This window comes from Jannaschia sp. R86511 (assembly GCF_042466345.1).
Lineage (GTDB): Bacteria > Actinomycetota > Actinomycetes > Actinomycetales > JBBAYJ01 > Aquipuribacter.
On sequence record NZ_JAXHCD010000001.1, the window covers coordinates 3283470 to 3306881 of the forward strand.

The 23412-nt window shown below is 74.3% G+C and carries 20 protein-coding genes; 11 read left to right on the forward strand and 9 right to left on the reverse strand.

Annotated elements, in window-relative coordinates; translation table 11 throughout:
- Positions 1-3: 3 nt before the first annotated feature.
- Together SJY06_RS15365 and SJY06_RS15370 are read right to left on the reverse strand one after the other, a co-directional pair.
- Positions 4-1314 (reverse strand): ABC transporter permease, encoded by a 1311-nt coding sequence (locus SJY06_RS15365; RefSeq protein WP_380168413.1) that lies wholly within the window; start codon positions 1312-1314, stop codon positions 4-6.
- Entirely contained in the window at positions 1311-2006 is a 696-nt protein-coding gene (locus SJY06_RS15370) for an ABC transporter ATP-binding protein (RefSeq protein ID WP_380168414.1), read from the reverse strand. The genes SJY06_RS15365 and SJY06_RS15370 overlap by 4 nt, the downstream gene beginning before the upstream one ends.
- A gap of 195 nt (positions 2007-2201) precedes the next feature.
- Here SJY06_RS15370 and SJY06_RS15375 point away from each other — a divergent pair, with 195 nt between their 5' ends.
- From SJY06_RS15375 to SJY06_RS15385, 3 genes are all read left to right on the forward strand, one after another.
- On the forward strand, positions 2202-3416 hold the full coding sequence (locus SJY06_RS15375; RefSeq protein WP_380168415.1) for a sensor histidine kinase: 1215 nt from the start codon (positions 2202-2204) through the stop codon (positions 3414-3416).
- Positions 3413-4069 (forward strand): response regulator, encoded by a 657-nt coding sequence (locus tag SJY06_RS15380; protein WP_380168416.1) that lies wholly within the window; start codon positions 3413-3415, stop codon positions 4067-4069. The genes SJY06_RS15375 and SJY06_RS15380 overlap by 4 nt, the downstream gene beginning before the upstream one ends.
- Positions 4070-4298: 229 nt before the next feature.
- Positions 4299-5126, forward strand: coding sequence for an MBL fold metallo-hydrolase (locus SJY06_RS15385; protein ID WP_380168417.1), 828 nt, complete (start codon positions 4299-4301; stop codon positions 5124-5126).
- A 360-nt stretch (positions 5127-5486) separates the two neighbouring features.
- On the opposite strand, the gene SJY06_RS15390 is transcribed toward SJY06_RS15385, so the two are convergent.
- Both SJY06_RS15390 and SJY06_RS15395 read right to left on the reverse strand, forming a co-directional pair.
- Positions 5487-6005 carry a hypothetical protein gene (locus SJY06_RS15390; protein ID WP_380168418.1) on the reverse strand — a complete coding sequence of 173 codons (519 nt, stop codon included), beginning with the start codon at positions 6003-6005 and terminating at the stop codon, positions 5487-5489.
- A gap of 70 nt (positions 6006-6075) precedes the next feature.
- On the reverse strand, positions 6076-7356 hold the full coding sequence (locus SJY06_RS15395; protein WP_380168419.1) for a competence/damage-inducible protein A: 1281 nt from the start codon (positions 7354-7356) through the stop codon (positions 6076-6078).
- Positions 7357-7581: 225 nt separating this feature from the next.
- On the opposite strand from SJY06_RS15395, the gene SJY06_RS15400 reads away from it, so the two are divergent.
- From SJY06_RS15400 to SJY06_RS15410, 3 genes are all read left to right on the forward strand, one after another.
- Positions 7582-8100 (forward strand): flavodoxin family protein, encoded by a 519-nt coding sequence (locus tag SJY06_RS15400; RefSeq protein WP_380168420.1) that lies wholly within the window; start codon positions 7582-7584, stop codon positions 8098-8100.
- A 178-nt stretch (positions 8101-8278) separates the two neighbouring features.
- Positions 8279-9235 carry an ABC transporter ATP-binding protein gene (locus SJY06_RS15405; RefSeq protein ID WP_380168421.1) on the forward strand — a complete coding sequence of 319 codons (957 nt, stop codon included), beginning with the start codon at positions 8279-8281 and terminating at the stop codon, positions 9233-9235.
- A 19-nt stretch (positions 9236-9254) separates the two neighbouring features.
- The gene (locus tag SJY06_RS15410; RefSeq protein ID WP_380168422.1) at positions 9255-9974 is read left to right on the forward strand and encodes an ABC transporter permease; all 720 of its coding nucleotides are present in this window, start codon (positions 9255-9257) and stop codon (positions 9972-9974) included.
- Positions 9975-10127: 153 nt separating this feature from the next.
- Here the strand turns inward: SJY06_RS15410 and SJY06_RS15415 are convergent, their stop codons facing one another.
- Positions 10128-11180: a serine hydrolase domain-containing protein gene (locus SJY06_RS15415; RefSeq protein ID WP_380168423.1), complete on the reverse strand. Its 1053-nt coding sequence runs from the start codon at positions 11178-11180 to the stop codon at positions 10128-10130.
- A 156-nt stretch (positions 11181-11336) separates the two neighbouring features.
- On the opposite strand from SJY06_RS15415, the gene SJY06_RS15420 reads away from it, so the two are divergent.
- Both SJY06_RS15420 and SJY06_RS15425 read left to right on the forward strand, forming a co-directional pair.
- A complete protein-coding gene (locus tag SJY06_RS15420; RefSeq protein WP_380168424.1) occupies positions 11337-12038 on the forward strand; it encodes an alpha/beta fold hydrolase in 702 nt (233 codons plus the stop codon).
- A 60-nt stretch (positions 12039-12098) separates the two neighbouring features.
- Complete coding sequence (locus SJY06_RS15425) at positions 12099-13199, forward strand: serine hydrolase domain-containing protein (protein WP_380168425.1); 1101 nt, start codon at positions 12099-12101, stop codon at positions 13197-13199.
- 33 nt (positions 13200-13232) lie between these two features.
- Here SJY06_RS15425 and SJY06_RS15430 read toward each other — a convergent pair whose 3' ends face one another.
- The 4 genes from SJY06_RS15430 to SJY06_RS15445 all read right to left on the reverse strand — a co-directional run bounded on the left by SJY06_RS15430 (position 13233) and on the right by SJY06_RS15445 (position 16500).
- Positions 13233-13736, reverse strand: a complete 504-nt coding sequence (locus tag SJY06_RS15430) for a hypothetical protein (protein WP_380168426.1) — start codon at positions 13734-13736, stop codon at positions 13233-13235.
- A gap of 127 nt (positions 13737-13863) precedes the next feature.
- The gene (locus tag SJY06_RS15435) at positions 13864-14487 is read right to left on the reverse strand and encodes a helix-turn-helix domain-containing protein (protein WP_380168427.1); all 624 of its coding nucleotides are present in this window, start codon (positions 14485-14487) and stop codon (positions 13864-13866) included.
- Between the two features lie 13 nt (positions 14488-14500).
- Positions 14501-15796 (reverse strand): ABC transporter permease, encoded by a 1296-nt coding sequence (locus SJY06_RS15440; protein ID WP_380168428.1) that lies wholly within the window; start codon positions 15794-15796, stop codon positions 14501-14503.
- Positions 15793-16500, reverse strand: coding sequence for an ABC transporter ATP-binding protein (locus SJY06_RS15445; RefSeq protein ID WP_380168429.1), 708 nt, complete (start codon positions 16498-16500; stop codon positions 15793-15795). Before SJY06_RS15445 ends, SJY06_RS15440 begins: the two co-directional genes overlap by 4 nt.
- A 182-nt stretch (positions 16501-16682) precedes the next feature.
- Between SJY06_RS15445 and SJY06_RS15450 the strand changes: the two genes are divergently transcribed.
- From SJY06_RS15450 to treY, 3 genes are all read left to right on the forward strand, one after another.
- On the forward strand, positions 16683-18473 hold the full coding sequence (locus SJY06_RS15450; protein ID WP_380168430.1) for an acyl-CoA dehydrogenase family protein: 1791 nt from the start codon (positions 16683-16685) through the stop codon (positions 18471-18473).
- 115 nt (positions 18474-18588) lie between these two features.
- Complete coding sequence (glgX, locus tag SJY06_RS15455) at positions 18589-20805, forward strand: glycogen debranching protein GlgX (RefSeq protein WP_380169718.1); 2217 nt, start codon at positions 18589-18591, stop codon at positions 20803-20805.
- Positions 20802-23342, forward strand: coding sequence for a malto-oligosyltrehalose synthase (treY, locus tag SJY06_RS15460; protein ID WP_380168431.1), 2541 nt, complete (start codon positions 20802-20804; stop codon positions 23340-23342). The genes glgX and treY overlap by 4 nt, the downstream gene beginning before the upstream one ends.
- Positions 23343-23412: the final 70 nt, after the last annotated feature.

Genomic DNA, 23412 nt, shown 5'->3' on the forward strand with positions numbered 1-23412 from the left:
GGTCTACTCGTACCTGAGGGCTTCGATGGGCACCTTCCTGGCCGCTCGCACCGCCGGCATCGTGCCCGCGACGAACGCGATACCCATGATCAGGGCGACGACCGAGAGCACCGACAGCGGGGTGAACGCGATGAGCGTGAGACCGGGCAGGTCCCCCAGGAGCCCTTCGGCCAGGAGGCCGCTGGTCGCGGTGCCGACGACTATGCCGAGGACCGATCCGACGACGCTGCCGAGGAAGCCGATGAACACGGCCTCGACACTGAACATCGCGAAGATCTTCCGACCGCCCAGACCCACGGCCTTCATCAGCCCGATCTCCCGGGTGCGCTCCTGCACGCTCATGAGCAGGGTGTTGACGATGCCGAAGCCGGCCGCGACCAGAGCGATGGCGGCGAAGGCGTTCAGGACCAGGATCACTCCGTCGATCACGGTGCGGAAGGTGCCGATCTGCTCGCTCACGGTCTCGCTGTCGTAGCCGAGGTCCGTCAGCTCGTCCCGCAGGGTCGTGACGTCCTCGTCCGTCAGGTCGGGGTCGTGGGTCACGGTCGCTGCGGCGTAGCTGCTGGTCTCGGTCTCGCTCTGACCGGTCGACTGCAGGGCGTACAGCTCGTCGACCAGGGCGATGTTGGCGCTACCGGTGTTGGTCGTGCCGAGACCGGCTTCGGCCACGCCCACGATCTCCGCCTCCACCAGGTGCTGGACGTCTTCGCCGTCGGTGATGCCCACCGTGGCCGTCTCGCCGACGCAGCTGTCGGCGTCGTCGCACGACAGCGCGTCCAGGTAGTCGACCGGGATGACGAGCTCGAGGTCGCGGGAGTCGTCGTCGAGCTGGTCACCGGCGGCGAGCTGGAGGGTGGCGCCCGGCACGAACGAGCTGATGGAGAACTCGAAGGCGGTGTCGTCCCCGAGCCGGATGAAGTCGGTCCGGACGCTGACCTGGCGTTCCACGGACTCGACGTCGTCGAGGCCACGGAGCTGCTCGATCTCGTCCTCGGTGATCGCCTCGACGGTGCCGCCGGAACCGGGGCCAGGAGGCCCCGAGGTGTCCGTGACGAGGGTGGTGGCCGGGTCGTACTCCCGGATCCCCTCGTCGGTCTGGGTCGTGTCGTCAGGCGTCCTGCTCACCGTGAGGACGTTCTCCGCGCCGATCGCCGACACGGTCTCGGAGATGAAGGCGTTGATGCCCGTCCCGAGCCCGTTGGTGATCGTGATGGTGAAGGCGCCGATCACGATGGCGATCACGGTGAGGGAGGTGCGCAGCCTGCTGCGGAAGGTGGAGCGCACGGCCGAGCCGACGACGTCCGCCCGCTTCACGCGGCCAGCTCCGCCCGGGTGACCACGAGCCCGTCCTTGAGGTACACCTGCCGGTCGCAGCGAGCGGCCAGCGCCTCGTCGTGGGTGACCACGACGACGGTGATGGCCCGGTCACGGTTGAGGGCGAACAGCAGGTCCTCGACGACGCCTCCTGTGACGGAGTCGAGGTTGCCGGTCGGCTCGTCGGCGAAGATCACGCTGGGGTTGTTGACCAGGGCCCGGGCGATCGCCACGCGCTGCTTCTGCCCGCCGGAGAGGTCGGTCGCGCGGTTGCCGGCCTTGTCCGCCATCTCCAGCTGCTCCAGCGTCTCCATCGCCCGGCGACGACGCTCCCGGCGAGGCACCCCTGCCACCGTGAGCGGGAGCACCACGTTCTCCAGGACCGTGGCGCCGGGGACGAGGAAGAACTGCTGGAACACGAAGCCGAACGTCTCGTTGCGGGTCTGCTCGAGGTCGGCGGTCCTGAGCCCGGTGGCGTCCTGACCGAGCACGTGGACCGACCCCGCGCTCGGCTGGTCGAGCAAGGCCATGAGGTGCATGAGGGTCGACTTGCCCGAGCCGCTCTTGCCGACGACGGCCAGGGACTCCCCCAGCCGCGCCTTGACGTTCACACCTCGCAGGGCCGCGAACCTTCCGCCGCCCTCGCCGTAGTACTTGGTCAGGTTCTTGACCGCTATCGCTGCCGTGGCCATCTCGACGTCCTTTCCCTCGTGTGTGTCCCGACGCCACAACCCTTGCTCCCGGCGAGTCTCAGCGCGTCGTCCGAGGACCCTCAATGCGCCTGCCACCACGGGTGGACGCAGAGCGGTCAGCTACCGCGGACGCGGTAGGTGGTGGCGTCCCGGGGGTGGATGCGGCGTGGTCACCCGGTGGGCGACGATGGTCGGGTGACTCCCGCCCGCGAGCTCGTCGGACGCCCGGGGCGGACCGGCGTCGGTGCTGGGTGGCGGGCGCACCTGCTGACCGTGGGCGCCGGCGTCGTGGTGGTCGCCTCCGGCTTCGTCGCCGGCTCTCCCCCGTCGTCGCCGACCGCCCAGGTCCCGCCCTGGTACCTGGTCGTGATGCAGGTCTGCGCCGTCACGGCCCTGCTGGTGCGGCACCGTTGGAGCCACCTGGCGGTCGTCGTCACCGTCGGTGTGCTAGCGGTCGCCGAGGCCCTGGACGCCGTCTCGCTGGGCTTCTCCCTCGCGGTGGTCGTCTGCCTCGCGCCTCTCGTGGCGCGGCGGTCACGCGCCCGGTCGCTCGTCCTCGCTGCACTGATCCTCGTCGCCGTGGTCGTCCCGGCGCTGCTGGTCCGACCGGGGTCGGCTACCGACGGCACGCTCGTGCAGACGGCTCTGGTGCTCGGTCTCGCCACCGCCCTCGGCGACGCGTTGCGACTGCACCGGGAGCAGCTCGCCGGCTACGTGGCCCGGGCGGAACAGGCCGAGGCCTCCCGCGAGGCCGAGGCCCGGCGGCAGGTGACCGACGAGAGGCTCAGGTTCGCGAGGGACCTCCACGACGCGGTCGCTCACCAGATCGCGGTGATCAACCTGCACGCCGGAGCGGCCCAGCAGTCCCTGGCGCACCGCCCGGAGGCGGCGCAGCAGTCCCTCGCGATCATCCAGCAAGCGGCTCGCGAGGTGCTGTCGGAGATCAACTCGCTGCTCACGTGGCTGCGCCACGAGGAGGACGGCGACGTCACCGCCGCAGCCGAGACCCCGGACGGCCACCGTGGCCTCGCCGACGTCGGCCGCCTCGCCGACGCGATGACGGCAGCCGGGATGCCGGTGGACCTGGCGCAACGCGGACGGCCCGCCCGGCAACCGGCGCACATCGACCACATCGCCTACCGAGTGGCCCGCGAGGCGCTGACCAACGCCTACAAGCACGGCGACCGTTCGCGCGCCACGCTGTCGATGACCTGGACGGCCGACTCGTTGGTCATCGACTGCCGCAACCCCGTCGCGACGTCCTTGCCGGCCGGACCGCCGCGGGCAGGTCACGGTCTCACGGGGATGAAGGAGCTGGTCCGTACGGTCGGCGGAACCGTGGTCGCCGCAGCCACGGACGGCCGGCACCGGCTCGTCGTCACCCTCCCCCACCAGGAGCAGCCCACATGATCCGGATCGTCCTCGTCGACGACCAGGCCCTCATCAGGACCGCCATCAACAGCATCCTGGCCGGCACCACGGACATCGTCGTCGTCGGCGAGGCGGACTCGGGTGAGACGGCCCTCCGGGTGACGCTCGACCAACGACCGGACGTCGTCCTGATGGACATCCGGATGCCGGCCGGAGACGGCATCCAGGCCACGCAGGCCATCGTCGCCCGCCCCGAGCTGGCGGGCACGCGTGTCCTCGTCCTCACCACCTTCGAGGACGACGACAACGTGGCCCGCGCCCTCACGGCAGGCGCCAGCGGGTTCATCGGCAAGGGCATCGACCCGACGCAGCTGGTCGACAGCATCCGTGCCGTCCACCGCGGCGACGCGCTGCTGTCGCCCACCGCGACGCGGAGCCTGATCAAGCGGTTCCTCGACGGCACCCGAAAGGACCACCGGTCCCAGCCGTCGGTGACGCTGGACCTGTTGACCAGCCGCGAGGTCGAGGTGCTCCGGCACGTCGGTCTCGGCGAGTCGAACGACGAGATCGCCGCGGTCCTGTTCATCAGCTCGGCCACGGTCAAGAGCCACATCAACCGGAGCATGGCCAAGCTCGGCGTCCACGACCGGGCACAGCTGGTGGTCGCCGCGTACACGAACGGCCTCGTGTGAGCGACGGCACGGCCTCGACGCCGGCGACGCGGCTCGGTGCCCGTGCTCCCCTCGCGAGGTGCCGAGGTCGGAGGCAGCTTGCCCCCGGGGTCCTGGCGAGCCGATGACTTCTGGCCCGAGGCGACGTCTCCACAGGTGGTAGGACGCGCGGGTCGCAACGGTACCCGCACAGGAGCCACGGACAGGAGGCAGGAATGCGGGAGGACGCCGACCGCAGCAGGTGCAGCGCATGCTGAGGCACGTCACCCAGCACGTCCTCCTCCACCGGAGCGACCTGCTGAGGAACAACACCGTCGTGGTGCGGGGCCGATCGGGGGTGCTGCTGGTCGACCCCGGGATCACGAGCGCGGAGCTCGCGTGCCTCGTCGCCGACCTGCGCGACCTGGGCGAGACCGTCGCGGTGGGGTTCGCGACGCACCCCGACTGGGACCACGCGCTGTGGCACCCCGACCTGGGTGAGGTCCCCCGCCTGGCCACGGCCCGGTGCGCGGCGTTCCTGCGGGACCTGCGCGCGAAGCCCGACTGGCAGTCCCGCGTGGTCGAGGGCCTGCCCCCCGAGATCGCCGACCGGACGCCGACCGAGCTTTTCGGCCTGGTCACCGGGCTGCCCGACGGGACCACCCGGCTGCCCTGGGACGGCCCCGCCGTCCGCGTGGTCGAGCACCCCGCCCACGCCACCGGCCACGCGGCGCTGCTGGTCGAGGAGGCCCGCGTCCTGGTCGCCGGCGACATGCTGTCCGACGTCCTCGTCCCCATGCTCGGCGACGACGGCGACCCGGTGTCGGCCTACCTCACCGGGCTGGACCTGCTCGAGGCGCTGGTCGACGACGTCGACGTCGTGGTCCCCGGGCACGGCTCGGTCGGCACCGCCGAGCAGCTGCGCGCCCGCCTGGCGCTGGACCGGACCTACGTGGAGGCCCTGCGGGACGGCCGGCCGGTGGACGACCCCCGCATCGGCGCGTCGGCCGAGCCGGGGTGGGAGTGGGTCGCTGACCTGCACGACGCGCAGGTCCGCTCCATCGCCGCCCGCGAAGGCCGCACACCGCGGACTCACTGACGGGGGCCGGCCTCCACGCGCACGAGCAGCGACGCGACGACCGGCGTGAGCTGACGCCGGAGACCCCGCCCAAGCAGGAGCGCCCAGACCCATGCCGCCGGTCCGACGAACGCGACCTCGTGCCGCACGTGACCGGAGCCGGCAGCGTCCGCTGCAGCCCCAGGCGGGCGCCGACCAGCGGCACCTCGTAGACGCAGCGCCTGCCCGGCTCGAACTCGGTGACCAGGAACGGGGACGTGCGACCGGACAGGTCCGTCACCGTGCCCCGGGCCCCGACGACGAAGGGGCCCTCCGGCTGCGACCTCGGCATTCACCGCGCGGACGCCTCCTGAGCCCGACCCGGGGCGGGTAAAGGCCAGCTCACGCCGCGTCGAGCCAGGCCCCGATCTGCTGCTGCACCTCGGCCCGTGGCGTGCGGGTCGTGTCCAGCACCCATCCCCGGGTCCGCAGCCACGGCTCCGCGGCCCGGTAGCGGGCGACGGCGTCCAGACGCCACTGCCGCGCACCGGCCTCGACCTCGTCGGTCTCGATCCGGCGGCGCAGCTCCGGCTCCGCCACGTGCAGCAGGACGTGGCCCTGCACCACCCCGGCCGCCGCGACCCGCTCGAAGACCTCCTCGGCCCACGGACGGTGGAGCAGGCTCATCGGCGCCAGCAGGTCCCCGCCGTAGTGGGCCTGGAGCTGCACCGCGGTCTCGGCCACGAGCGCCCGCCAGGCCGGCCGGCTCTGGAAGTCGTCCACGGGCTCGACGATCAGGCGTCGCAGCAGGAACCCCACGAGCTCCGGGTCGAAGACCCGGGTGTCCGGCCGCGTGGCCGCACACCCCTCCGCCGCGGTCGTCTTGCCCGCGCCGAACGCGCCGTTCACCCACAGCAGCATGTGTCCCCCGAGCAGCCTCCGACGCCAGGACGGGTTCGCCCGGTGCCCTTCCCCACGGAACCCGGCCGCCTCAGAGCAGCGACCGCAGCAGGTGCAGGCAGCTCGTCACCGTCCGGGCTCGCACCTGCGCACGCCCGCCGCCCAGCCGGAGCTCGCGGTGCTCGGTGCCGTCCGGGCCGGCCAGAGCGACGTGGACGAGGCCGACCGGCTTGCCGGGCCGGGCTCCCCCGGGCCCGGCGACACCCGTCACCGACACCGCCAGGGTGGTGCCGAAGCGGGCGCGGGCCCCGCGCGCCATGGCCACGGCCACCTGCTCGCTGACCGCCCCGTGGGCCGACAGCAGGTCCGCCGGGACGCCGAGCTCGGCCGTCTTGACCTGGTCGCGGTAGGCGACCACCCCGCCCACGAGGTAGTCGGAGGAACCCGGCAGGTCGGCGAGCCGGCCCGCCAGCAGCCCCGCGGTGCAGGACTCCGCCGTGGCGACGGTCCACCCGCGCGCCCGCAGCCCGGCGGCGACGACCTCGTCCAGGGTCGACCCGTCGGTGCTGTAGACGGCCGTCCCGAAGTGCTCCTGCAGCGACCCGACCAGCCGGGCGTACGCGGCGTCCGCCTCGGGCCGGAACCGGGTGACCACCTCGAGGTCGCCGTCGCGCAGGCAGGTCGTCACCTCCAGGCCCGCCCCCTCGAGCGGGCCGTGGTCGGACTCGTGCCCGCGCAGCAGGTCGGCCAGCTCCGCCTCGGGCAGGCCGGTGGCCCGGACGGTCTCCTGCCGCAGCGACACCGGCTCGCCGAGCCGCAGCGCCGCGGCGACCACCGGGTCGGTCAGGGCGGCCCGCCACATGGCCTGCAGCTCCGACGGCGGGCCGGGGAGCACCAGGACGGGCGGGCCGCCGGCGTCCCCCGGCAGCACCAGACCGGGAGCCGTGCCCACCGGCTCCAGCACCCGGGCCCCGGCCGGTACCAGCGCCTGCTTGCGGGTGCCCGCGACCATCCCGGGTGACGTGGCGCTCCAGCCGCGGGCGGTCGACAACCGCGCCACCACCGCCGCGATCCGCCCCTGCAGCGCCTCGTCGACGACCGTCGGGCGGTCCAGGACGTCGGCGACCACCTGGACCGTCAGGTCGTCGGCGGTCGGGCCGAGCCCGCCGGTGGTCACCACGAGGTCGTGGCCGGCGCGCAGGTGGCGCAGCGCCGAGGCGAGGTCCTCGGGCCGGTCGCCCACGACGGTGACGGCGCCGATGTCGGCCCCCAGCTCGCGAAGCCGCTCGGCCAGCCACGGGCCGTTGGCGTCGGCCACCCGGCCGGTCAGCACCTCGGTGCCGGTGACGAGGACTGCTGCTCTGGCACCCATGCGGTGATCGTCCTACGCGCCCGGGCGCGCGGCACGGCGAGGACCGAGCCGAGCAGCATCCACGCCACCACGGCGATCCACACCGGGTCGTCGGCCACGGCGCACCACCTCCGAGGCGGCCAGCACGGCGCGGACCGGGTGCGCCGGGCCCGGGACCTAGGTCCCCGGACCGGTCCCGCCGCCGCCGCGAGGATGGCCGCGGGACGGCGAGGACGGGAGACGGACGTGAGCACGCTGCTGGTCGTCGAGTCGATGTGGGGCAACACCCGGCAGGTCGCGCAGGCCGTCGCCGCGCAGCTCGGTGACGACGCCCGGGTCGTGGACGTGGCCGACGCACCCACGACCCTGCCGCCGGACGTCGACCTGCTCGTGGTGGGCGGGCCGACGCACGCGTTCTCGATGAGCCGGGCCCGCACGCGTCACGACGCCGCAGCCCAGGGCGCGCCGGTGGCCGGGCTCGACGTGGGCATCCGGGAGTGGCTGGACCGGTTGCCGGACCACGACCCGGTGGACGTGGCGACGTTCGACAGCCGGGTGGGGTCGATGCGCCACACCCCCGGATCGGCCGCGAAGGCGGCGGCGCGGCAGGTCCGGCGTCGTCACCTGGGCCGTGTCCTGGACACGCAGAGCTTCTACGTCGCCGGTTCGGCCGGCCCTCTGCTGGACGGCGAGCTGGAGCGGGCAGGCGCCTGGGGCCGGTCGCTGCTGGCGCAGCGGGACCGTCCGGGCCGACGCCGCCGCTGAGCGCAGCCGCGCCGGGAGCGTGAACACGTCGGGGGGCGGGAGCGCCGGCGCGTGAGGGTGACACGCCTCACACCGGTCGGCGCTTGAGCCTGCCCTTGGGGCAGGGCTTCCCATGGCCGTGGGGCACCGACCGGTGACCTGTCCCACCGCCCTGAGGACCGCACGTGGAGCCGCCACCATGAGCCAGCACACCAGCAGCAGCACCACCACCGCCGCCGAGACGGACGTCGCGGCCGGTCCCCGCAGCTCCGGGGCCGTCATCGCGGTCGAGGACCTCGACGTGCGCTACGGGGACTTCCACGCCGTCCGGGGCCTGTCCTTCGAGGTCCAGCGGGGCGAGCTGTACGCGCTGCTCGGCACCAACGGCGCCGGCAAGACGTCGACCATGGAGGTCGTCGAGGGGCACCGCCCGGCGTCCTCGGGCACGGTCCGGGTGTTCGGCCGCAGCCCCTCGGACCGGCGGACGGTACGACCGAGGACGGGCATCATGCTGCAGGACAGCGGCTTCTCCCCCGACCTGACCGTGCTGGAGTCCGTCGAGCTGATCGGGCGCCTGACCGGGCGCCGGGACACCGCGCAGCGCGTGCTGGGCGTCGTCGACCTGGGCCACAAGACCGACACGATGGTGTCGCAGCTGTCCGGCGGCGAGAAGCGCCGGCTGGACTTCGCCACCGCGGTCTACGGCCGCCCCGAGCTGCTGATCCTCGACGAGCCCACCACGGGCCTGGACATCGCGTCCCGCGACGCGCTGTGGGCGGCCGTGGAGCAGCTGCGCGAGGACGGCGCGACCGTGGTCCTGACGACCCACTACCTGGAGGAGGCGCAGCAGCGCGCCGACCGCATCGGCCTGATGCACCGGGGCGTGTTCCGCCGGCAGGGCACCGTCGCCGAGCTCGTCCGGTCGCTGCCCGCGTCCATCCGCTTCCGGCTGCCGTCGCCGGCGCCGGCTCCGGCGGGCCTGACCCCGGCCGCCGACGGGTCCTACCTGCTGGAGACCTTCGAGCTGCAGCGTGACCTCAAGCAGCTGCTCAACTGGGCGGACGCCCACGCGGTCGAGCTGCAGGGCCTCGAGGCCGCCCCCACCCGCCTGGACGACGTGTTCCGGGCCGTCGACGCCGAACCCACCGGATCCTGAGAGAGACGAGGCCGCCACCATGCTGCTCATCGCCCGCAGCGAGCTGCTGCAGCTCCTCCGCAACCGCGCCGTCCTGGTCGCGAGCCTGCTCATGCCCGTCGCCGCCGCGGTGTTCTTCATCGCGCAGCGCGACGTGTTCCAGCGCATCGGCAGCCTCGGCTACATCGGCGCCGTGATCCTGATGACCATCGCGGCGTTCACCCTGTACGCCACCACGGTCACGACGCTGGCCGCGCGACGCCAGAACCTGTTCCTCAAGCGGCTGCGCTCGACCGCCGCCGGGGACCGGTCGGTCCTGTCGGGCCTGCTGCTGCCGGTGAGCCTCATCTCGCTGCTGCAGGTCGTGGTGCTGCTGGGCGTGTTCGCCGCGCTGACCGGCACCCCGGCCCGGATCCCGCTGCTGCTGCTCGCCGTGGTGGCGACGTTCCTCATGATGCTCGCGCTCGGCGTGGCCACCGCCGGGGTGACCCGCTCCCCCGAGCACGCCCAGGTCACCACCCTGCCCCTGAGCCTGGGCGTCATCGCCGTGGCCAACTGGGTGGCGATCACCGGTACCGAGGACCTGGGCCTGCTCAAGCGGCTGCTGCCCGGCGGGTCGGCCACCGAGCTGGTCGTGCAGGCGTGGAACGGGGGCACCCCGGTCGCCGACTCGCTGCTGCTGCTCGCCCCCACGGCGGGCTGGGTGGTCGTGGCCGTCGCCCTGGCCACCCGCATGTTCCGGTGGGAGCCACGCCGGTGACCGGCAGCGGTGGCCGGTCGGGCCTGGTTCTCTCGGTTCCGGTGTCCACCCGACCATCGGACGCCCTGCCCCGAGGGCAGGCTCAAGCCGAGGCCGTTGTGGCCCGCCTCACACGGGCGGCGCACGTCCGGGCGACGTGAGCCGCCGGGCGGCTCAGCCGACCCACGCCTGCCTGAGCGAGGTCCACATGTCGTCGAACGCCCCCTCCATGCTGCACAGCACGACGAGGTTGACGCCCTGCTCCGGCGACCGGCTGACGGCGCACTCCACCCCGGGGTCGCCGCCGCCGTGGCCGAAGCGGCCGTCGGGGGCCAGGTGCACGCCGTAGCCGCTGCGGTAGCCCGCGTCGCCCGTGTCCGCGTGCGGCTGCAGCAGCAGGTCCCGCAGCCCGCCCAGCAGGGTGCCGTCGTCGTAGGCGGTCAGGAAGCGGTCCAGGTCCCGGGCCGTCGCCAGCATCCCCCCGTCCCCGCCGCCGACCACGGGCACCCGGTAGACGTTGGAGCGCCAGGGCTCCTGCGGCGAGCGGCGCGGCAGATACCCCACGGCGACGTCGGGGTGCGCCTCGTCCAGGCGCAGGAAGCCGCTGGCCGTCATCCCGGCGGGCACCAGGACCCGCTCCTGCACCAAGTCGGCGAACGGCTGGCCGGTCAGCTCCTCCAGGACCAGCGCCAGCAGAACGAAGCCGGCGTTGCAGTACTGGTACCGGACCCCGGGGGCCCGGTCCGGCGGGAGGTCGGCGAACATCGGCAGGAAGTCGTCGGGCCGCTCCATCCGGTAGCTGGGCCGGTCGTCCCACAGGGCGCCGTAGTCCTCGCAGTACCGCGGGTGGTCCTCGTCCTCCTCGCAGTAGTCGGCGATCCCGGAGGTGTGGCAGAGCAGGTGGTGCACGGTGACGTCGCCGCGCAGGGTCGAGGGCCGGCGCGACGGCGGCAGGAGGTCCACGACGGGTCGGTCCAGGCCCGTCAGCAGGTCCCGCCGCAGCAGGTCGACCGTCGCCACCGCCGTCATCATCTTGGTCACCGAGGCCAGCCCGAACCGGGTGCGGGACGTGACCGGGGTGCCCGTGGCCCGGTCCGCCGGGCCGTAGCAGCCCTCGAGCAGCGTGCGTCCCCGCTGGGTCAGCAGCACCGTCCCGGCCAGGTCGCGCCGGTCCACCCAGGACCGGAACGTCGAGTCGAGCCGCTGCAGGGTCTCGTCGTCGAGCATGTGGCCACTGTCCCAGCCGCCCTGCCGACGGACCAGCGGTTGTGCCGGCAGCGGCCGGCGGCGCGGACCGTGGCGCACCGCGGACGACGGCGCCATGCTGGGCCGCACGGCCCGGCCGACGGCCCGGCCGACGGCCCGGAGGCGGAGGTGGTGGCGGTGAGCACGTTCGTCCTGGTGCACGGGGCCGGGGACGACGGCTGGTCCTGGCACCTGGTGGCGGCCGAGCTCCGGACGCGCGGGCACGACGTGGTGGTCCCGGACCTGCCCGCCGACGACGACTCCCTGACCCTGGTGGACTACGCGGACGCCGTGCTCCGGGCCGTGGGCGAGCCCCGCGAGGTGGTCGTGGTCGGGTACTCCTTCGGTGGCTTCACCGCCCCGCTGGTGGCCGACCGGCTGCCCACGAGGGTCCTGGTCCTGCTCGCCGGCATGGTCCCCGCCCCCGGGGAGGCGCCGGCGCAGTGGTGGGACGCCGTCGGCTACGGCGACGCGGTGACCGCGCAAGCCGGCCGGGACGGCGGGCTCACCGGCCACGAGGACCCCTACGTCGCCTTCCTGCACGACGTGCCGCGGGAGCTGGCCGACCAGGCCCTCGCGCGCGAGCGGGCCCACCCGTCACCGGCGGCCACCACGGCGGTCTGGCCGCTGGGCCGCTGGCCCGACGTGCCGACCCGGTTCCTGCTGTGCCGCGACGACCGGTTCTTCCCCGCCGAGCTGTTCCGGCGCCTGGTGCCCGAGCGGCTCGGTCTGGTGCCGGACGAGATGCCGGGCAGCCACTGCGTCGCGCTGAGCCGTCCGGTCGAGCTGGCGGACCGGTTGGAGGCCTACGCGCGCGACGCACCCACCCGCACCGGGTGAACCGGGCCCCGACCCGGCAAACCGGTTGCCGCGGCCGCCCCGGAGGGTTGCGATGGCCCCGTGGTCGACGTGCAGGGCTCCTGCGACGAACGCTTCCAGGCCGTGGCGGACGGCCTCGGCCTGCTGCTGGCGGGCGGGGACGTCGGGGGCTCGGTGGCCGTGCTGGTGGACGGCGAGCCGGTGGTGGACGTGTGGGGCGGCTTCGCCGACGCCGACCGGACGCTCCCGTGGCGACGGGACACCATCACCGACCTGTGGTCGGTGACCAAGACCATGACGGCGCTCGTCGCCCTGCTGCTCGCCGACCGGGGCGAGCTGGACCTCGACGCCCCCGTCGCGCGGTACTGGCCGGAGTTCGCCCGGGCGGGCAAGCAGGCGGTGCTGGTGCGCCACCTGCTGTCGCACTCGGCGGGCCTGCCGGACTGGGTCGGTCCCGTCGACCAGCTGTACGACTGGGCCGCGGTGACCTCGCGGCTTGCCTCCCTGCCCCCGCAGTGGGAACCCGGCACCGAGTCCGGTTACCACTCCCTCACCCAGGGGTTCCTCGTGGGTGAGGTGGTGCGGCGCGTGACAGGACTGAGCGTGGGGCAGGTGTTCGCCCAGCAGGTGGCCGGTCCCCTGGGCGCGGACCTGCACCTGGGCCTGCCCGCGGCGCACGACCACCGGGTCGCGCGGACGGTGCCCCCGCCCGGGCACGACGAGGACTACGCGGCGGCGGCAGCCGTCGGCGCGGCCCTGCCTGCGGGGGTCGAACCGGTGCGGGTGCGCGACGGCAACAGCGTCGCGTGGCGGCGCGCGCAGATCCCCGCGGCCAGCGGCTTCGGCAACGCCCGGTCCGTCGCCGAGGTGCAGTCGCTGCTCGCCTGCGCCGGCACCTCGGCCGGGGTCCGGGTGCTGTCACCCGCCGGCTGCGAGGTGGCGGGGCAGGTCCAGGTCGACGGCGTCGACCGGGTCCTGGGCGTCCGGACGTCCTGGGGCCTGGGGTACGCGCTGTTCGGCAGCGCGCTCGGCTGGGGCGGCTGGGGCGGCTCCCTCGTGCTGGTCGACCCGGCGGCGCGGATGGTGGTGGCCTACGTGACCAACCAGATGCGGGAGCCGGGTGACGACGACCGCGGCCTCGGGCTCGCTGTGGCCGCGCACGACGGTCGGGCCCCGGGGTAGGGCCCGACCGACGACGCGCTCAGCGGGGCCTTCTCACAGCCGCCGGCACTGGTCCTCCTTGTTGCCGCCGACGACGTTGCCGGTGCCGGTGGGGGCGGGCGAGTTCTCCTTGCACTGCAGGTTGCCGTTGATGCGGTTGGACGAGATGACCTGGGTGCCCCGGTTCGTGAACGACTGCACGTCCCCGGTCACCCGGTTGCTGCGCAGGTCGGCCGCCTTGCCCTGCTTGAGCTGGATGCTGCCGCCGACGGTGCTGGAGGCGACGTTGACCCGGGTGTGGCCCTCGGCCTGGATGTTGCCGACGACGTTGACCTTGCTCGCCCGGAGCGTGGCGTTGCCCTGCACGGTGATGGTGCCCTTGACCTTGGTGCCGGTCAGGGTGCAGGTCGCCCCCGACGGCACCCGCAGGTTGTCCACGGTGACGGCGCCGAGCGAGCCGCGGCAGGTCCGCTCGTCGGCGTGGGCGGGGGTGGCCGTGAGCAGGGAGGCGCCGAGGACGGCGAGGACGGCGGCGGCGGCGGCGAGGTGGTTTCGCATGACGGAGCCCTTCGGTGGGGGGCCGGGCCGGCGGTGGCGCGGTGAGGCCACTGTCCGCAGCGCTGGTGAGACAGCGATGGCAGGCCCGTGAGACGGCTGTCATCCCGGGGCGCGGCCCTGCGGCGGCCTAGAGCAGCCGCCCCCAGACCGGGCGCAGCAGCTCCAGGCTCGTGGCCGCGGCCGCGGCCGTCGGTCGGGCACCGTCGGCGACGGCGCGGTGGCCCACGGCCTGCATCAGCGCGGCGCCCATGGCGGTGACCAGGTCGGCCTGGCGCTCGAGGTCCTCCGGCCGCTCGTCGTCGCCGGCGCCGGCCCGCAGCCGGGTGAGCACCAGGCCCCGCACCTCGTGCAGCAGCGGCAGCAGCCGCTCGCCCTGCCGGCGGTACAGCGCGGGCGAGGCCGCGACCAGCCGCAGCCGCGCCAGCTCCAGCGCCGCGTCCGCCGGCGAGCCCTCGGGCAGCCGGACCAGCGAGACCGCGCCCGACAGCACTCCGATCCGGGGGTCGCTCAGGTAGTCGCGCACCCGCTCCTCGTCCAGCACGGGCAGGTCGAGGCCGAGCAGCGCGTCCTCCTTGGTGGGGAAGTGGTGGAAGAACGTCCGCTGGCTGATGCCGGCCGCCACGCAGACGGCGTCCACCGTGAGCGCGTCGGGACCGTGCTCGGTGGCCAGACGCACCGCGGCGGCCTCGATCCGACGGGCCGTGGCCCGGCCGCGGGCGTTGCTGCGGGAGCTGCTGCGGGCCGGCTGCACGTGGCCTCCTGCGTCACTCGTAGCGGAGCGCGTCGATCGGCGACTTCCGGGCCGCGGCGCGCGCCGGGAGCGTACCGGCCAGGAACGCGATGACCACGATCAGGGCGACGACCCCCAGCACGGACAGCGGCTCGAACACCAGCAGCTGCAGGCCCCCGAGGGCGGCCAGCGGGCCGTCGGCCAGCGTCGCGCTCAGGCCCGTGCCGACGCCGATGGCCAGCAGGGCCCCCAGACCGCTGCCCAGCAGGCCGATGAACGCGGCCTCGAGGCTGAACAGGGCGAACACCCGGCCGTTGCTCATGCCCATCGCCTTCATCAGGCCGATCTCGCGGGTGCGCTCCTGCACGGCCATGAGCAGGGTGTTGACGATGCCGAAGGCCGCCGCGAACAGGGCCACCGCCGCGAACGCGCTGAGCACGCCCGTGATGCCGGCGATCACCGTGGTCACTATGCCCAGCTGGTCGGCGACGGTCTGCCCGGTCATGCCGGCCTCGGCGACCCGGTCCTTGAGCGCCGTCAGCTGCGCCTCGTCCAGGTCCTCGTCGAAGCGGGCCGTCGCCACGGCGTAGCGCGCGGGCTGCTCGACCCCGGCCGCCTGCAGGTCGGCGAGCGCGTCTACCAGCGCGTCGTTGGCGCCGGCCCCCGCGGCGAGCAGGCTCGGGTTGGACACCCCCACCAGGGTGGCGTCGACCTCGTGCCGCTGCCCCAGGACGTCGGTCACGGCCAGGGTCACGCTGGCGCCGACCGCCTGCTCCGCCCCGCCCAGCCCGAGCGGTCCGACGTAGTCCACGGGCAGCACCACCTGCGGCCGGGCCCCGCCGCGGTCCAGCTGCTCCCCCGCCGCCAGGTCCGAGCGCGCGACCGAGGACGTCGGGGCCACGGACACCTCGTAGCGGTCCGTCGAGCCCGCCGCGGCCACCCAGTCCACCGTCACGGTGCTCAGCGGCTCGATGTCGCTCAGCCCGTCGACCTCGGCGAGGGCGGCGAGGTCCGCGTCGGTGAGCGCCCCGGCGGCCCCGGCGCCGGGCAGGGGCCCCGCCGCGGCACCCGTCGCGCCGGTCGAGCGCTCGGGGTCGAAGCGGGTGGGGCCGTCGCCGCCCGCCTGGGCGGTGGCCGTGACGACGAGCACGTCCTGCGCCCCGAGCGCGTCGACCTGGCGCGTGACGTAGTCGGTGACCCCCGCCCCGAGGGCCGTGGTCAGGGTCAGGGTCGACGCCCCGACCACCAGGGCCAGGACGGTCAGCGTGGTGCGGAGCCGGCTGCGCAGGGTGCTGGCAACGGCCGTCCGCACCAGGTCGCCGGTCCTCATGCCGCCACCGCCTCGTGCTGCTCGAGCCGGCCGTCCCTGACCGTCACCTGGCGGTCGCAGCGACCGGCCAGGTCGATGTCGTGGGTCACCAGCACCAGCGTGATGCCGCGTTCGGCGTTGAGGGCGAACAGCTCGTCGGCCACCACGGCGCCCGTCGCGGAGTCCAGGTTGCCGGTCGGCTCGTCGGCGAACACGACGTCCGGCCGGCCGACCAGGGCCCGGCACAGCACGGCCCGCTGCTTCTGCCCGCCCGACAGCGCGGTCGCGCGGTTGCCGGCCTTGTCCGCGAGGTCGAACTGCTCCAGCAGCTCCATCCCCCGCCGCCGGCGCTCGGCGGGCCGGACCCCGGCGATGGTGAGCGGCAGGACGACGTTCTGCAGCACCGAGGCGCCGGGGTCCAGGAAGAACTGCTGGAACACGAAGCCGAAGCGACGGTTGCGCAGGGCCCCGACCTGGCGGACCGTCAGGCGGGCCGCGTCCTGGCCGTCCACGAGCAGCGTCCCCGCGTCGGGGCGGTCCAGCAGGGCGGCGACGTGCATCAACGTCGACTTGCCGGACCCGCTGCGTCCCACCACCGCGAGCGCCTCGCCGTGGGCGACGCTCAGCGAGACGTCGGTCAGGGCGTCGAAGCGCGCGGTCCCGCTGCCGTACCACCGGCAGACCTGACGGAGCTCGAGCAACGGGGGCGTCGGTGACGAAGTCATGCCAGTCACTGTAGATACTTATGGTTGCTACTGCAATATCTCTGGGTCCTGGGGCCCTCGTGGCGGAGCCGCCCGGTCGTCTAGGGTTCGACCCACTGCCCCGGGCGCCCGGGAACCCTCGTCCCGACCGGGCCCAGGGAGGCGCCTGCGGCCCGTTGTCTTCGGTGGGAGGTGGGTGCGCCGTGGTCCCTGACGACCGACGCACCCGACGCCCCCGCCAGGACGAGACCGTCATCGACCTGCGCCAGGCCGCGGCGACCCGCAACCGCGGTGCCGACAGCCCGGAGGTCCTGCCCACGGTCGGCGACACGGACCTGGCGGCGGCCGACCAGGCCCTCCTCGACGCGGTCCGCCGGCACGGTGGCCCGGCCCTGCTCCCCGGGCTGCACGAGCTGGGCCGGCACGTCGGCGCCGTGGCGCAGCGGGCGCTGGCCGAGGCCGTGGAGGCCTCCCCGCCCCGGCTGCAGGCCTTCGACGGCCGCGGCGAGCGGGTGGACCGCGTGCTCACCCACCCGGGCTGGTCGCAGCTGCAGTGCCAGGGCACCGAGGCGGGACTGGCCGGGCGGCCGTGGCAGGCGGCCGGCGAGGGCCACGCCCACCTGGCGCGCGCCGCAGGGCTGCTGCTGTGGGCGCAGACGTCCGGCTCCTCGGCCATGGCCCTGAGCACCCACTACGCCGCCGCCGCCGCGCTCGTGGACAGCCCGGCGGCCGCGCAGTGGCTGCCGCGGCTGGCCTCCCGGCGCCTGGACACCGGCTCCCGCCGGGCGGCGGCCAAGCCGGGCTGCAGCGCCGGGGTGGCCGTGACCGAGCGCAGCAGCTCCGCCCCCGGGTCGTCGCCGGCCACCACCGCCACCCGCGCGCTGGGCGGCCCCGTGGAGGGCGGTCCGACCTGGCGGCTCAGCGGCCGCAAGTGGTTCGCCGGCAACGCCGACGCCGACGCGCTCCTGGTCACCGCCACGACAGAGCAGGGCACCGGGGTGTTCCTGCTGCCCCGGCGCCTGGACGACGGGTCGACCAACGGGGTCCGCACGCAGCGGCTTCGCCCCGGGCACGCCTACCGGGCCTGGGTCGTCGGCGACCTGGAGCTGGACGCGGCCTGGGCGGTCCGGCTGGACTCCGGACCCGGTGCCTCGCCGCTGCAGGCGCTTCAGGCGGCCCGGTCGCTGGACGCCACCGTGCTGGCGGCCGCCGACGCCCGGGCCCTGCTGTCCCGGGTGGGGCACCACGCCCGGCACCGCGTGGTCCCCGGCGGCCCGCTGGACACCGCCCCCCTGGCCCGGACCCTGCTGGCCGACCTGGCCGTGGAGTCCGAGGCGGCCACCGTGCTGGCCCTGCACCTGGCCGCGGCCACGGACGCCGCCCACCCCGACGGCGGCCCCGGCGCCCCAGGCGGGCCCGGCACCGGTGACGCGGCCGAGGCGGCCGCCCTGCTGCGCCTGGCCGCCCCGGTCGGGGCGGCCTGGGCGTCGCGGCGCGCCCCGCAGGTGGCGCTCGAGGCGCTGGAGTGCCTGGGCGGGGCCGGCTGGGACGACGACTCGGACGTGGCCCGGCTGCTGCGGGACTCCTCGGCCGTGCTGGCCGGGGCGACCGGCAGCGGCCTGGCCCTGGAGGCGGTCCGCGTGGTCGCCGACGACGCCGACGCCGTCGAGGCCTTCGTGGCCGAGTGCGAGCGCTCCCGCGGCGGGCACCCGCGCCTGGACGCCGCCGTCACGGGCTGCGTCGACCTGCTGCGCACCGCCGGCAGCGAGGCACGGCAGGACCTGGCGGCGGTGCAGGGGGCCGCCCGCTGGCTGAGCGAGCGGCTGGCCGTCACGCTGCAGGCCTGCCTGGTCGTCCGGGCCTGCCCCAGCCCCGTGGCCGAGGCCTACCTGGCCGCCCGGCTGGACGGGGCCGGCACCCGTGGGCTCGGCACCCTCCCGCTCGGGGCCCGCCAGACGGCCCTGGTCGTGGACCGGGCGCTCGGCGACGCCTGAGCCCACCTGCCCTTGGCGGCCCCGCTCGGTCCCCACGGCGTGCGGTGCTCGCCGGGGCGTGGACAATGAACAGCCCGCCCGGACGTCCGGGCGGGGTCGAAGGGATGCAGTTGTGATGGATGTGTGGCCGGGTCACCCCTACCCGTTGGGCGCGACGTACGACGGGAGCGGCACCAACTTCGCCGTCTTCTCCGAGGGGGCGACCAAGGTCGAGCTGTGCCTGCTCGACGACGCCCGGCGCGAGCGCGAGCGGATCCAGATGCCGGAGGTCGACGGCTTCGTCTGGCACTGCTACCTGCCCGGCGTGCAGCCCGGGCAGCGCTACGGCTTCCGCGTGCACGGGCCGTACGACCCGTCGCAGGGCCTGCGCTACAACCCGAGCAAGCTGCTGCTGGACCCGTACGCCAAGGCCATCGAGGGCATGACGGACGCCGACGAGTCGCTGCACAGCTACCGGTTCGGCAAGGACGAGAACAAGATCCAGCGGTTGGACTCGCGGCTGCACACCATGCACTCGATCGTCGTCAACCCGTACTTCGACTGGGGCAACGACCGCGCGCCGCGGCTGGAGTACCACGAGACCGTGGTCTACGAGGCCCACGTCAAGGGCATGACCCAGCTGCACCCCGGCATCCCGGAGTCCATCCGCGGCACCTACGCCGGCATGGCGCACCCCGCGATGATCGACCACCTGCGCGACCTGGGGGTCACCGCCGTCGAGCTGATGCCCGTGCACCAGTTCGTCCAGGACGGGCACCTGCAGGAGAAGGGGATGCGCAACTACTGGGGCTACAACACTATCGGCTTCTTCGCGCCCCACAACGAGTACTCCGCCACCGGCCAGCGCGGCCAGCAGGTGCAGGAGTTCAAGGGCATGGTCAAGGCCCTGCACGCCGCCGGCATCGAGGTCATCCTCGACGTGGTCTACAACCACACCGCCGAGGGCAACGAGAAGGGCCCGACGCTGGCCTTCCGCGGCCTGGACAACAAGGCGTACTACCGCCTGGTGGAAGGCGACGAGAAGCACTACTACGACACCACGGGCACCGGTAACAGCCTGCTCATGCGCCACCCGCACGTGCTGCAGCTGATCATGGACTCGCTGCGCTACTGGGTGACCGAGATGCACGTCGACGGGTTCCGGTTCGACCTGGCCTCCACCCTCGCCCGGCAGTTCCACGAGGTCGACCGGCTGTCCAGCTTCTTCGACCTGATCCAGCAGGACCCGGTCGTCAGCCAGGTCAAGCTGATCGCCGAGCCGTGGGACCTGGGCGAGGGCGGCTACCAGGTCGGCAACTTCCCCCCGCTGTGGACGGAGTGGAACGGCATCTACCGCGACACCGTCCGCGACTTCTGGCGCGGCGAGGCGGGCTCGCTCGGCGAGTTCGCGAGCCGGATCACCGGGTCCTCGGACCTGTACGCGCACTCCGGGCGCAAGCCGATCGCCAGCATCAACTTCGTCACCGCCCACGACGGCTTCACCATGCGCGACCTGGTGTCGTACAACGAGCGTCACAACGAGGCCAACAACGAGGACAACAACGACGGCGAGAGCCACAACCGCAGCTGGAACTGCGGCGTGGAGGGCCCCACGGACGACTCCCAGGTCGTCGCGCTGCGCGAGCAGCAGCACCGCAACTTCCTGGTCACGCTCCTGCTGAGCCAGGGCGTGCCGATGATCGCGCACGGCGACGAGATCGCCCGCAGCCAGGGCGGCAACAACAACGGCTACGCCCAGGACAGCGAGATCACCTGGATGGGCTGGGACCTCGACGAGTCCCAGGAGATGCTGCTGGAGTGGACCCGGCGGCTGGTCGCCATGCGCCACGGGCACCCCGTGTTCCGACGTCGCCGGTTCTTCTCCGGCACCGGCAGCCCCGACACCGCCGCGGCCGAGAAGGACGGTCACGTCACCGACGACATCGCCTGGCTCAAGATGGACGGGCGCCGGATGGACGACGGCGACTGGAACAACGGCTACGCGCAGTCGGTCATGGTGTTCCTCAACGGCGACGCCATCCACGAGCCGGACGCCCGGGGCGAGCGGATCGTCGACGACAGCTTCCTCATGCTGTTCAACGCGTCCCCGCACGACCTGCCGTTCACGCTCCCGGGCCAGGAGTACGGGCACAGCTGGCACGTGGTCGTCGACACCGGCGACCTCGAGCACCTGCCGCCGCGCACGCACTCCTACACCGGGTCCGCGGAGTCGGCCCGGCTGTCCAGCGAGCGCGACGCCGAGGCGCTGCCGCACCTGGAGCCGGGGGCGACGCGCGACGTCAAGGCCCGCTCGGTCGTGGTCCTGCGCAGCGACAAGCGGGGCGAGGCGTGAGCACAGCCGGCGGCCCGGCGGCCCGGCCGGTGCTGAGCACGTACCGGCTGCAGGTGCGGCCGGAGTTCGGCTTCGACGACGCCCTGGCCGTCGTGGACCACCTGGACGCGCTCGGCGTCTCGCACGCGTACCTGAGCCCGGTGCTGCAGGCCTCCCCCGGCAGCGCCCACGGCTACGACGTGGCCGACCACTCCCGCATCAACACCGAGCTCGGCGGCCAGGAGCGCCTGCGGGCGCTGGCCGACGCGCTGCACGCCCGGGGCATCGGCGTGATCGCCGACGTCGTCCCCAACCACATGGACGTGCCCAGCCCGCTGTGGCACAACCGCGCCATGTGGTCGGTGCTGCGCGACGGGCCGGGCTCGCCCTACGCCCGCTGGCTCGACGTGGACTGGACCGTGCCGCAGCGCGCCGTGCTGATGCCGCTGCTGGGCGCCCGGATCGGTGACGTCCTGGACGCCGGCGAGCTGACCCTGGACACCGCCGACGTGCCCGTGGGCGAGGACGGGGCGATGCGGACCGAGACCGTGCTGCGCTACTACGACCACGTCATGCCGGTCCGCGCGGGCACCGAGGACCTGCCGATGGCCGAGCTCGTCGACCGGCAGTGGTACCGGCTGGCCTACTGGCGGGTCGCGGACGAGGAGCTGAACTACCGCCGCTTCTTCGACGTGGACACCCTCGCCGCGGTCCGTGTGGAGGACCCCGAGGTGTTCGAGGCCACCCACCGCGTGCTGCTGGACCTGCACGCCGAGGGCGTCCTGGACGGGTTCCGGATCGACCACCCGGACGGCCTGGCCGACCCGCGCGGCTACCTGGCCCGCCTCGCGGCGGCCCGCGGGCCGGAGGGCGACCGGCCCTGGGTCGTGGTGGAGAAGATCCTGGAGGGCGAGGAGCAGCTGCCCACCGACTGGGTGTGCGACGGCACCACCGGCTACGACACGCTGCGCCGCATCACCGGGGTGCTGGTCAACCCGTCCGCCGAGGCGCCGCTGACCCTGCTGCACGCCGAGCTGGGCGAGGGCTCCCTGGGCGACGACTTCCACCAGCTGGTGGACACCGCCAAGCGCGAGGTCGTGCACGGCGGGCAGTACGCCGAGGTCCACCGCCTGGTGGACCTGCTGGTCGAGATCTGCGCCGACGACGTCCACCTGCGCGACCACACCCGTCGGGCGCTGGAGGACGCCGTCACCGAGCTGCTGGTGGCGATGGACCGCTACCGCGCCTACGTCGTGCCGGGCGAGGCGCCGGACGCCGAGGCCGTGGCCGTGGTGTCGGAGGCCGCCCACCGGGCCAGCGCGAACCTGACCGAGGACCGGCAGGCCACCCTCGACCTGGTCGTGGACCTGGTGCTGGGCCGGGACCTGGTGCCCGGGGCCGACGGGGCCGAGGGCACCGAGGGCGACGACCGGGGCGGGGTGGCCGGCCTGGCTCGCCGCCGCGAGCTGGTCGTCCGCTTCCAGCAGACCTGCGGCCCGGTGATGGCCAAGGGCGTGGAGGACACCGCGTTCTACCGCTGGCAGCGCTTCGTCGCGCTCAACGAGGTCGGCGGTGACCCCTCCCGGTTCGGGCTGACGCCGGAGGAGCTGCACGCCTTCGCCGAGACGCAGGCCACGACCTGGCCGTCGACCATGACGACGCTGTCCACCCACGACACCAAGCGCAGCGAGGACGCCCGGGCCCGGCTGGTCGCGGCCGTGGAGGACCCCGAGCGCTGGGTCGAGGCCGTGCGCGGCTGGCACGAGGCGGCCGCCGGTCACCGCACCGGTGACCTGGTCGACGGCGACACCGAGCTGCTGCTCTGGCAGACCCTGGTCGCCACCTGGCCGATCAGCGAGGAGCGCCTGCTCGGCTACCTGACCAAGGCCACCCGCGAGGCCAAGACGCGCACCACCTGGACGGCCCCGGACGAGGCGTACGAGCAGGCCGTGGCCGACCTCGCCCGCGGCGTGCTGGGCGACGAGGCGCTGAGCGCTGACCTCGACTCGTTCGTGGCCGGCATCGAGCCCTGGACCCGGGCGGTCACGCTGGCGCAGAAGGCGCTGCAGCTGGTGCTGCCGGGCGTGCCCGACGTCTACCAGGGCACCGAGGTCGTCGACCGGTCGCTGGTCGACCCGGACAACCGGCGCGCGGTCGACTACGACGACCGGCGGGCGCGGCTGGCCCACCTGGACTCCGGCGGGGCGGCCCGGGACCTGGACGACGAGAAGCTGCTGCTGACCTCCCGGGCGCTGCGGCTGCGTCGGGAGCGACCGAGGGCCTTCGTGGGTCCCGACGCCGGCTACGAGCCCGTGGCGACCTCCAGCGGCAACGCGCTGGCCTTCGCGCGGGGCCGGGCCGGTGACGCCGACGTGGTGCTGGTGGTGACCCGCCGGCCGGGCGAGCTGGACCGGCTCGGCGGCTGGGGCCGGCACACCGTCCACCTGCCCGACGGGCGGTGGGAGGACGTGCTGACCGGCACCACCTGGCCGGGCGGCGGCACGGCGCTGGCCGAGCTGCTCGACGTCCTGCCGGTGGCCCTGCTGCGGCGGACGTGAGGCCGCGACCGCTCGGGCGTGACGGGGCCCACAGCCGGTTCACCCGGCAGGGTTTCGCCTCGCCGGTCGG

What these genes read in the sequence shown, in the direction of transcription:
- SJY06_RS15370 (WP_380168414.1), bottom strand. Translation starts at nt 2,006, where the DNA reads ATGGCCACGGCAGCGATAGCGGTCAAGAACCTGACCAAGTACTACGGC.
- SJY06_RS15380 (WP_380168416.1), top strand. Translation starts at nt 3,413, where the DNA reads ATGATCCGGATCGTCCTCGTCGACGACCAGGCCCTCATCAGGACCGCC.
- SJY06_RS15385 (WP_380168417.1), top strand. Translation starts at nt 4,299, where the DNA reads ATGCTGAGGCACGTCACCCAGCACGTCCTCCTCCACCGGAGCGACCTG.
- SJY06_RS15390 (WP_380168418.1), bottom strand. Translation starts at nt 6,005, where the DNA reads ATGCTGCTGTGGGTGAACGGCGCGTTCGGCGCGGGCAAGACGACCGCG.
- SJY06_RS15395 (WP_380168419.1), bottom strand. Translation starts at nt 7,356, where the DNA reads ATGGGTGCCAGAGCAGCAGTCCTCGTCACCGGCACCGAGGTGCTGACC.
- SJY06_RS15405 (WP_380168421.1), top strand. Translation starts at nt 8,279, where the DNA reads ATGAGCCAGCACACCAGCAGCAGCACCACCACCGCCGCCGAGACGGAC.
- SJY06_RS15410 (WP_380168422.1), top strand. Translation starts at nt 9,255, where the DNA reads ATGCTGCTCATCGCCCGCAGCGAGCTGCTGCAGCTCCTCCGCAACCGC.
- SJY06_RS15415 (WP_380168423.1), bottom strand. Translation starts at nt 11,180, where the DNA reads ATGCTCGACGACGAGACCCTGCAGCGGCTCGACTCGACGTTCCGGTCC.
- SJY06_RS15430 (WP_380168426.1), bottom strand. Translation starts at nt 13,736, where the DNA reads ATGCGAAACCACCTCGCCGCCGCCGCCGCCGTCCTCGCCGTCCTCGGC.
- SJY06_RS15440 (WP_380168428.1), bottom strand. Translation starts at nt 15,796, where the DNA reads ATGAGGACCGGCGACCTGGTGCGGACGGCCGTTGCCAGCACCCTGCGC.
- SJY06_RS15445 (WP_380168429.1), bottom strand. Translation starts at nt 16,500, where the DNA reads ATGACTTCGTCACCGACGCCCCCGTTGCTCGAGCTCCGTCAGGTCTGC.
- glgX (WP_380169718.1), top strand. Translation starts at nt 18,589, where the DNA reads ATGGATGTGTGGCCGGGTCACCCCTACCCGTTGGGCGCGACGTACGAC.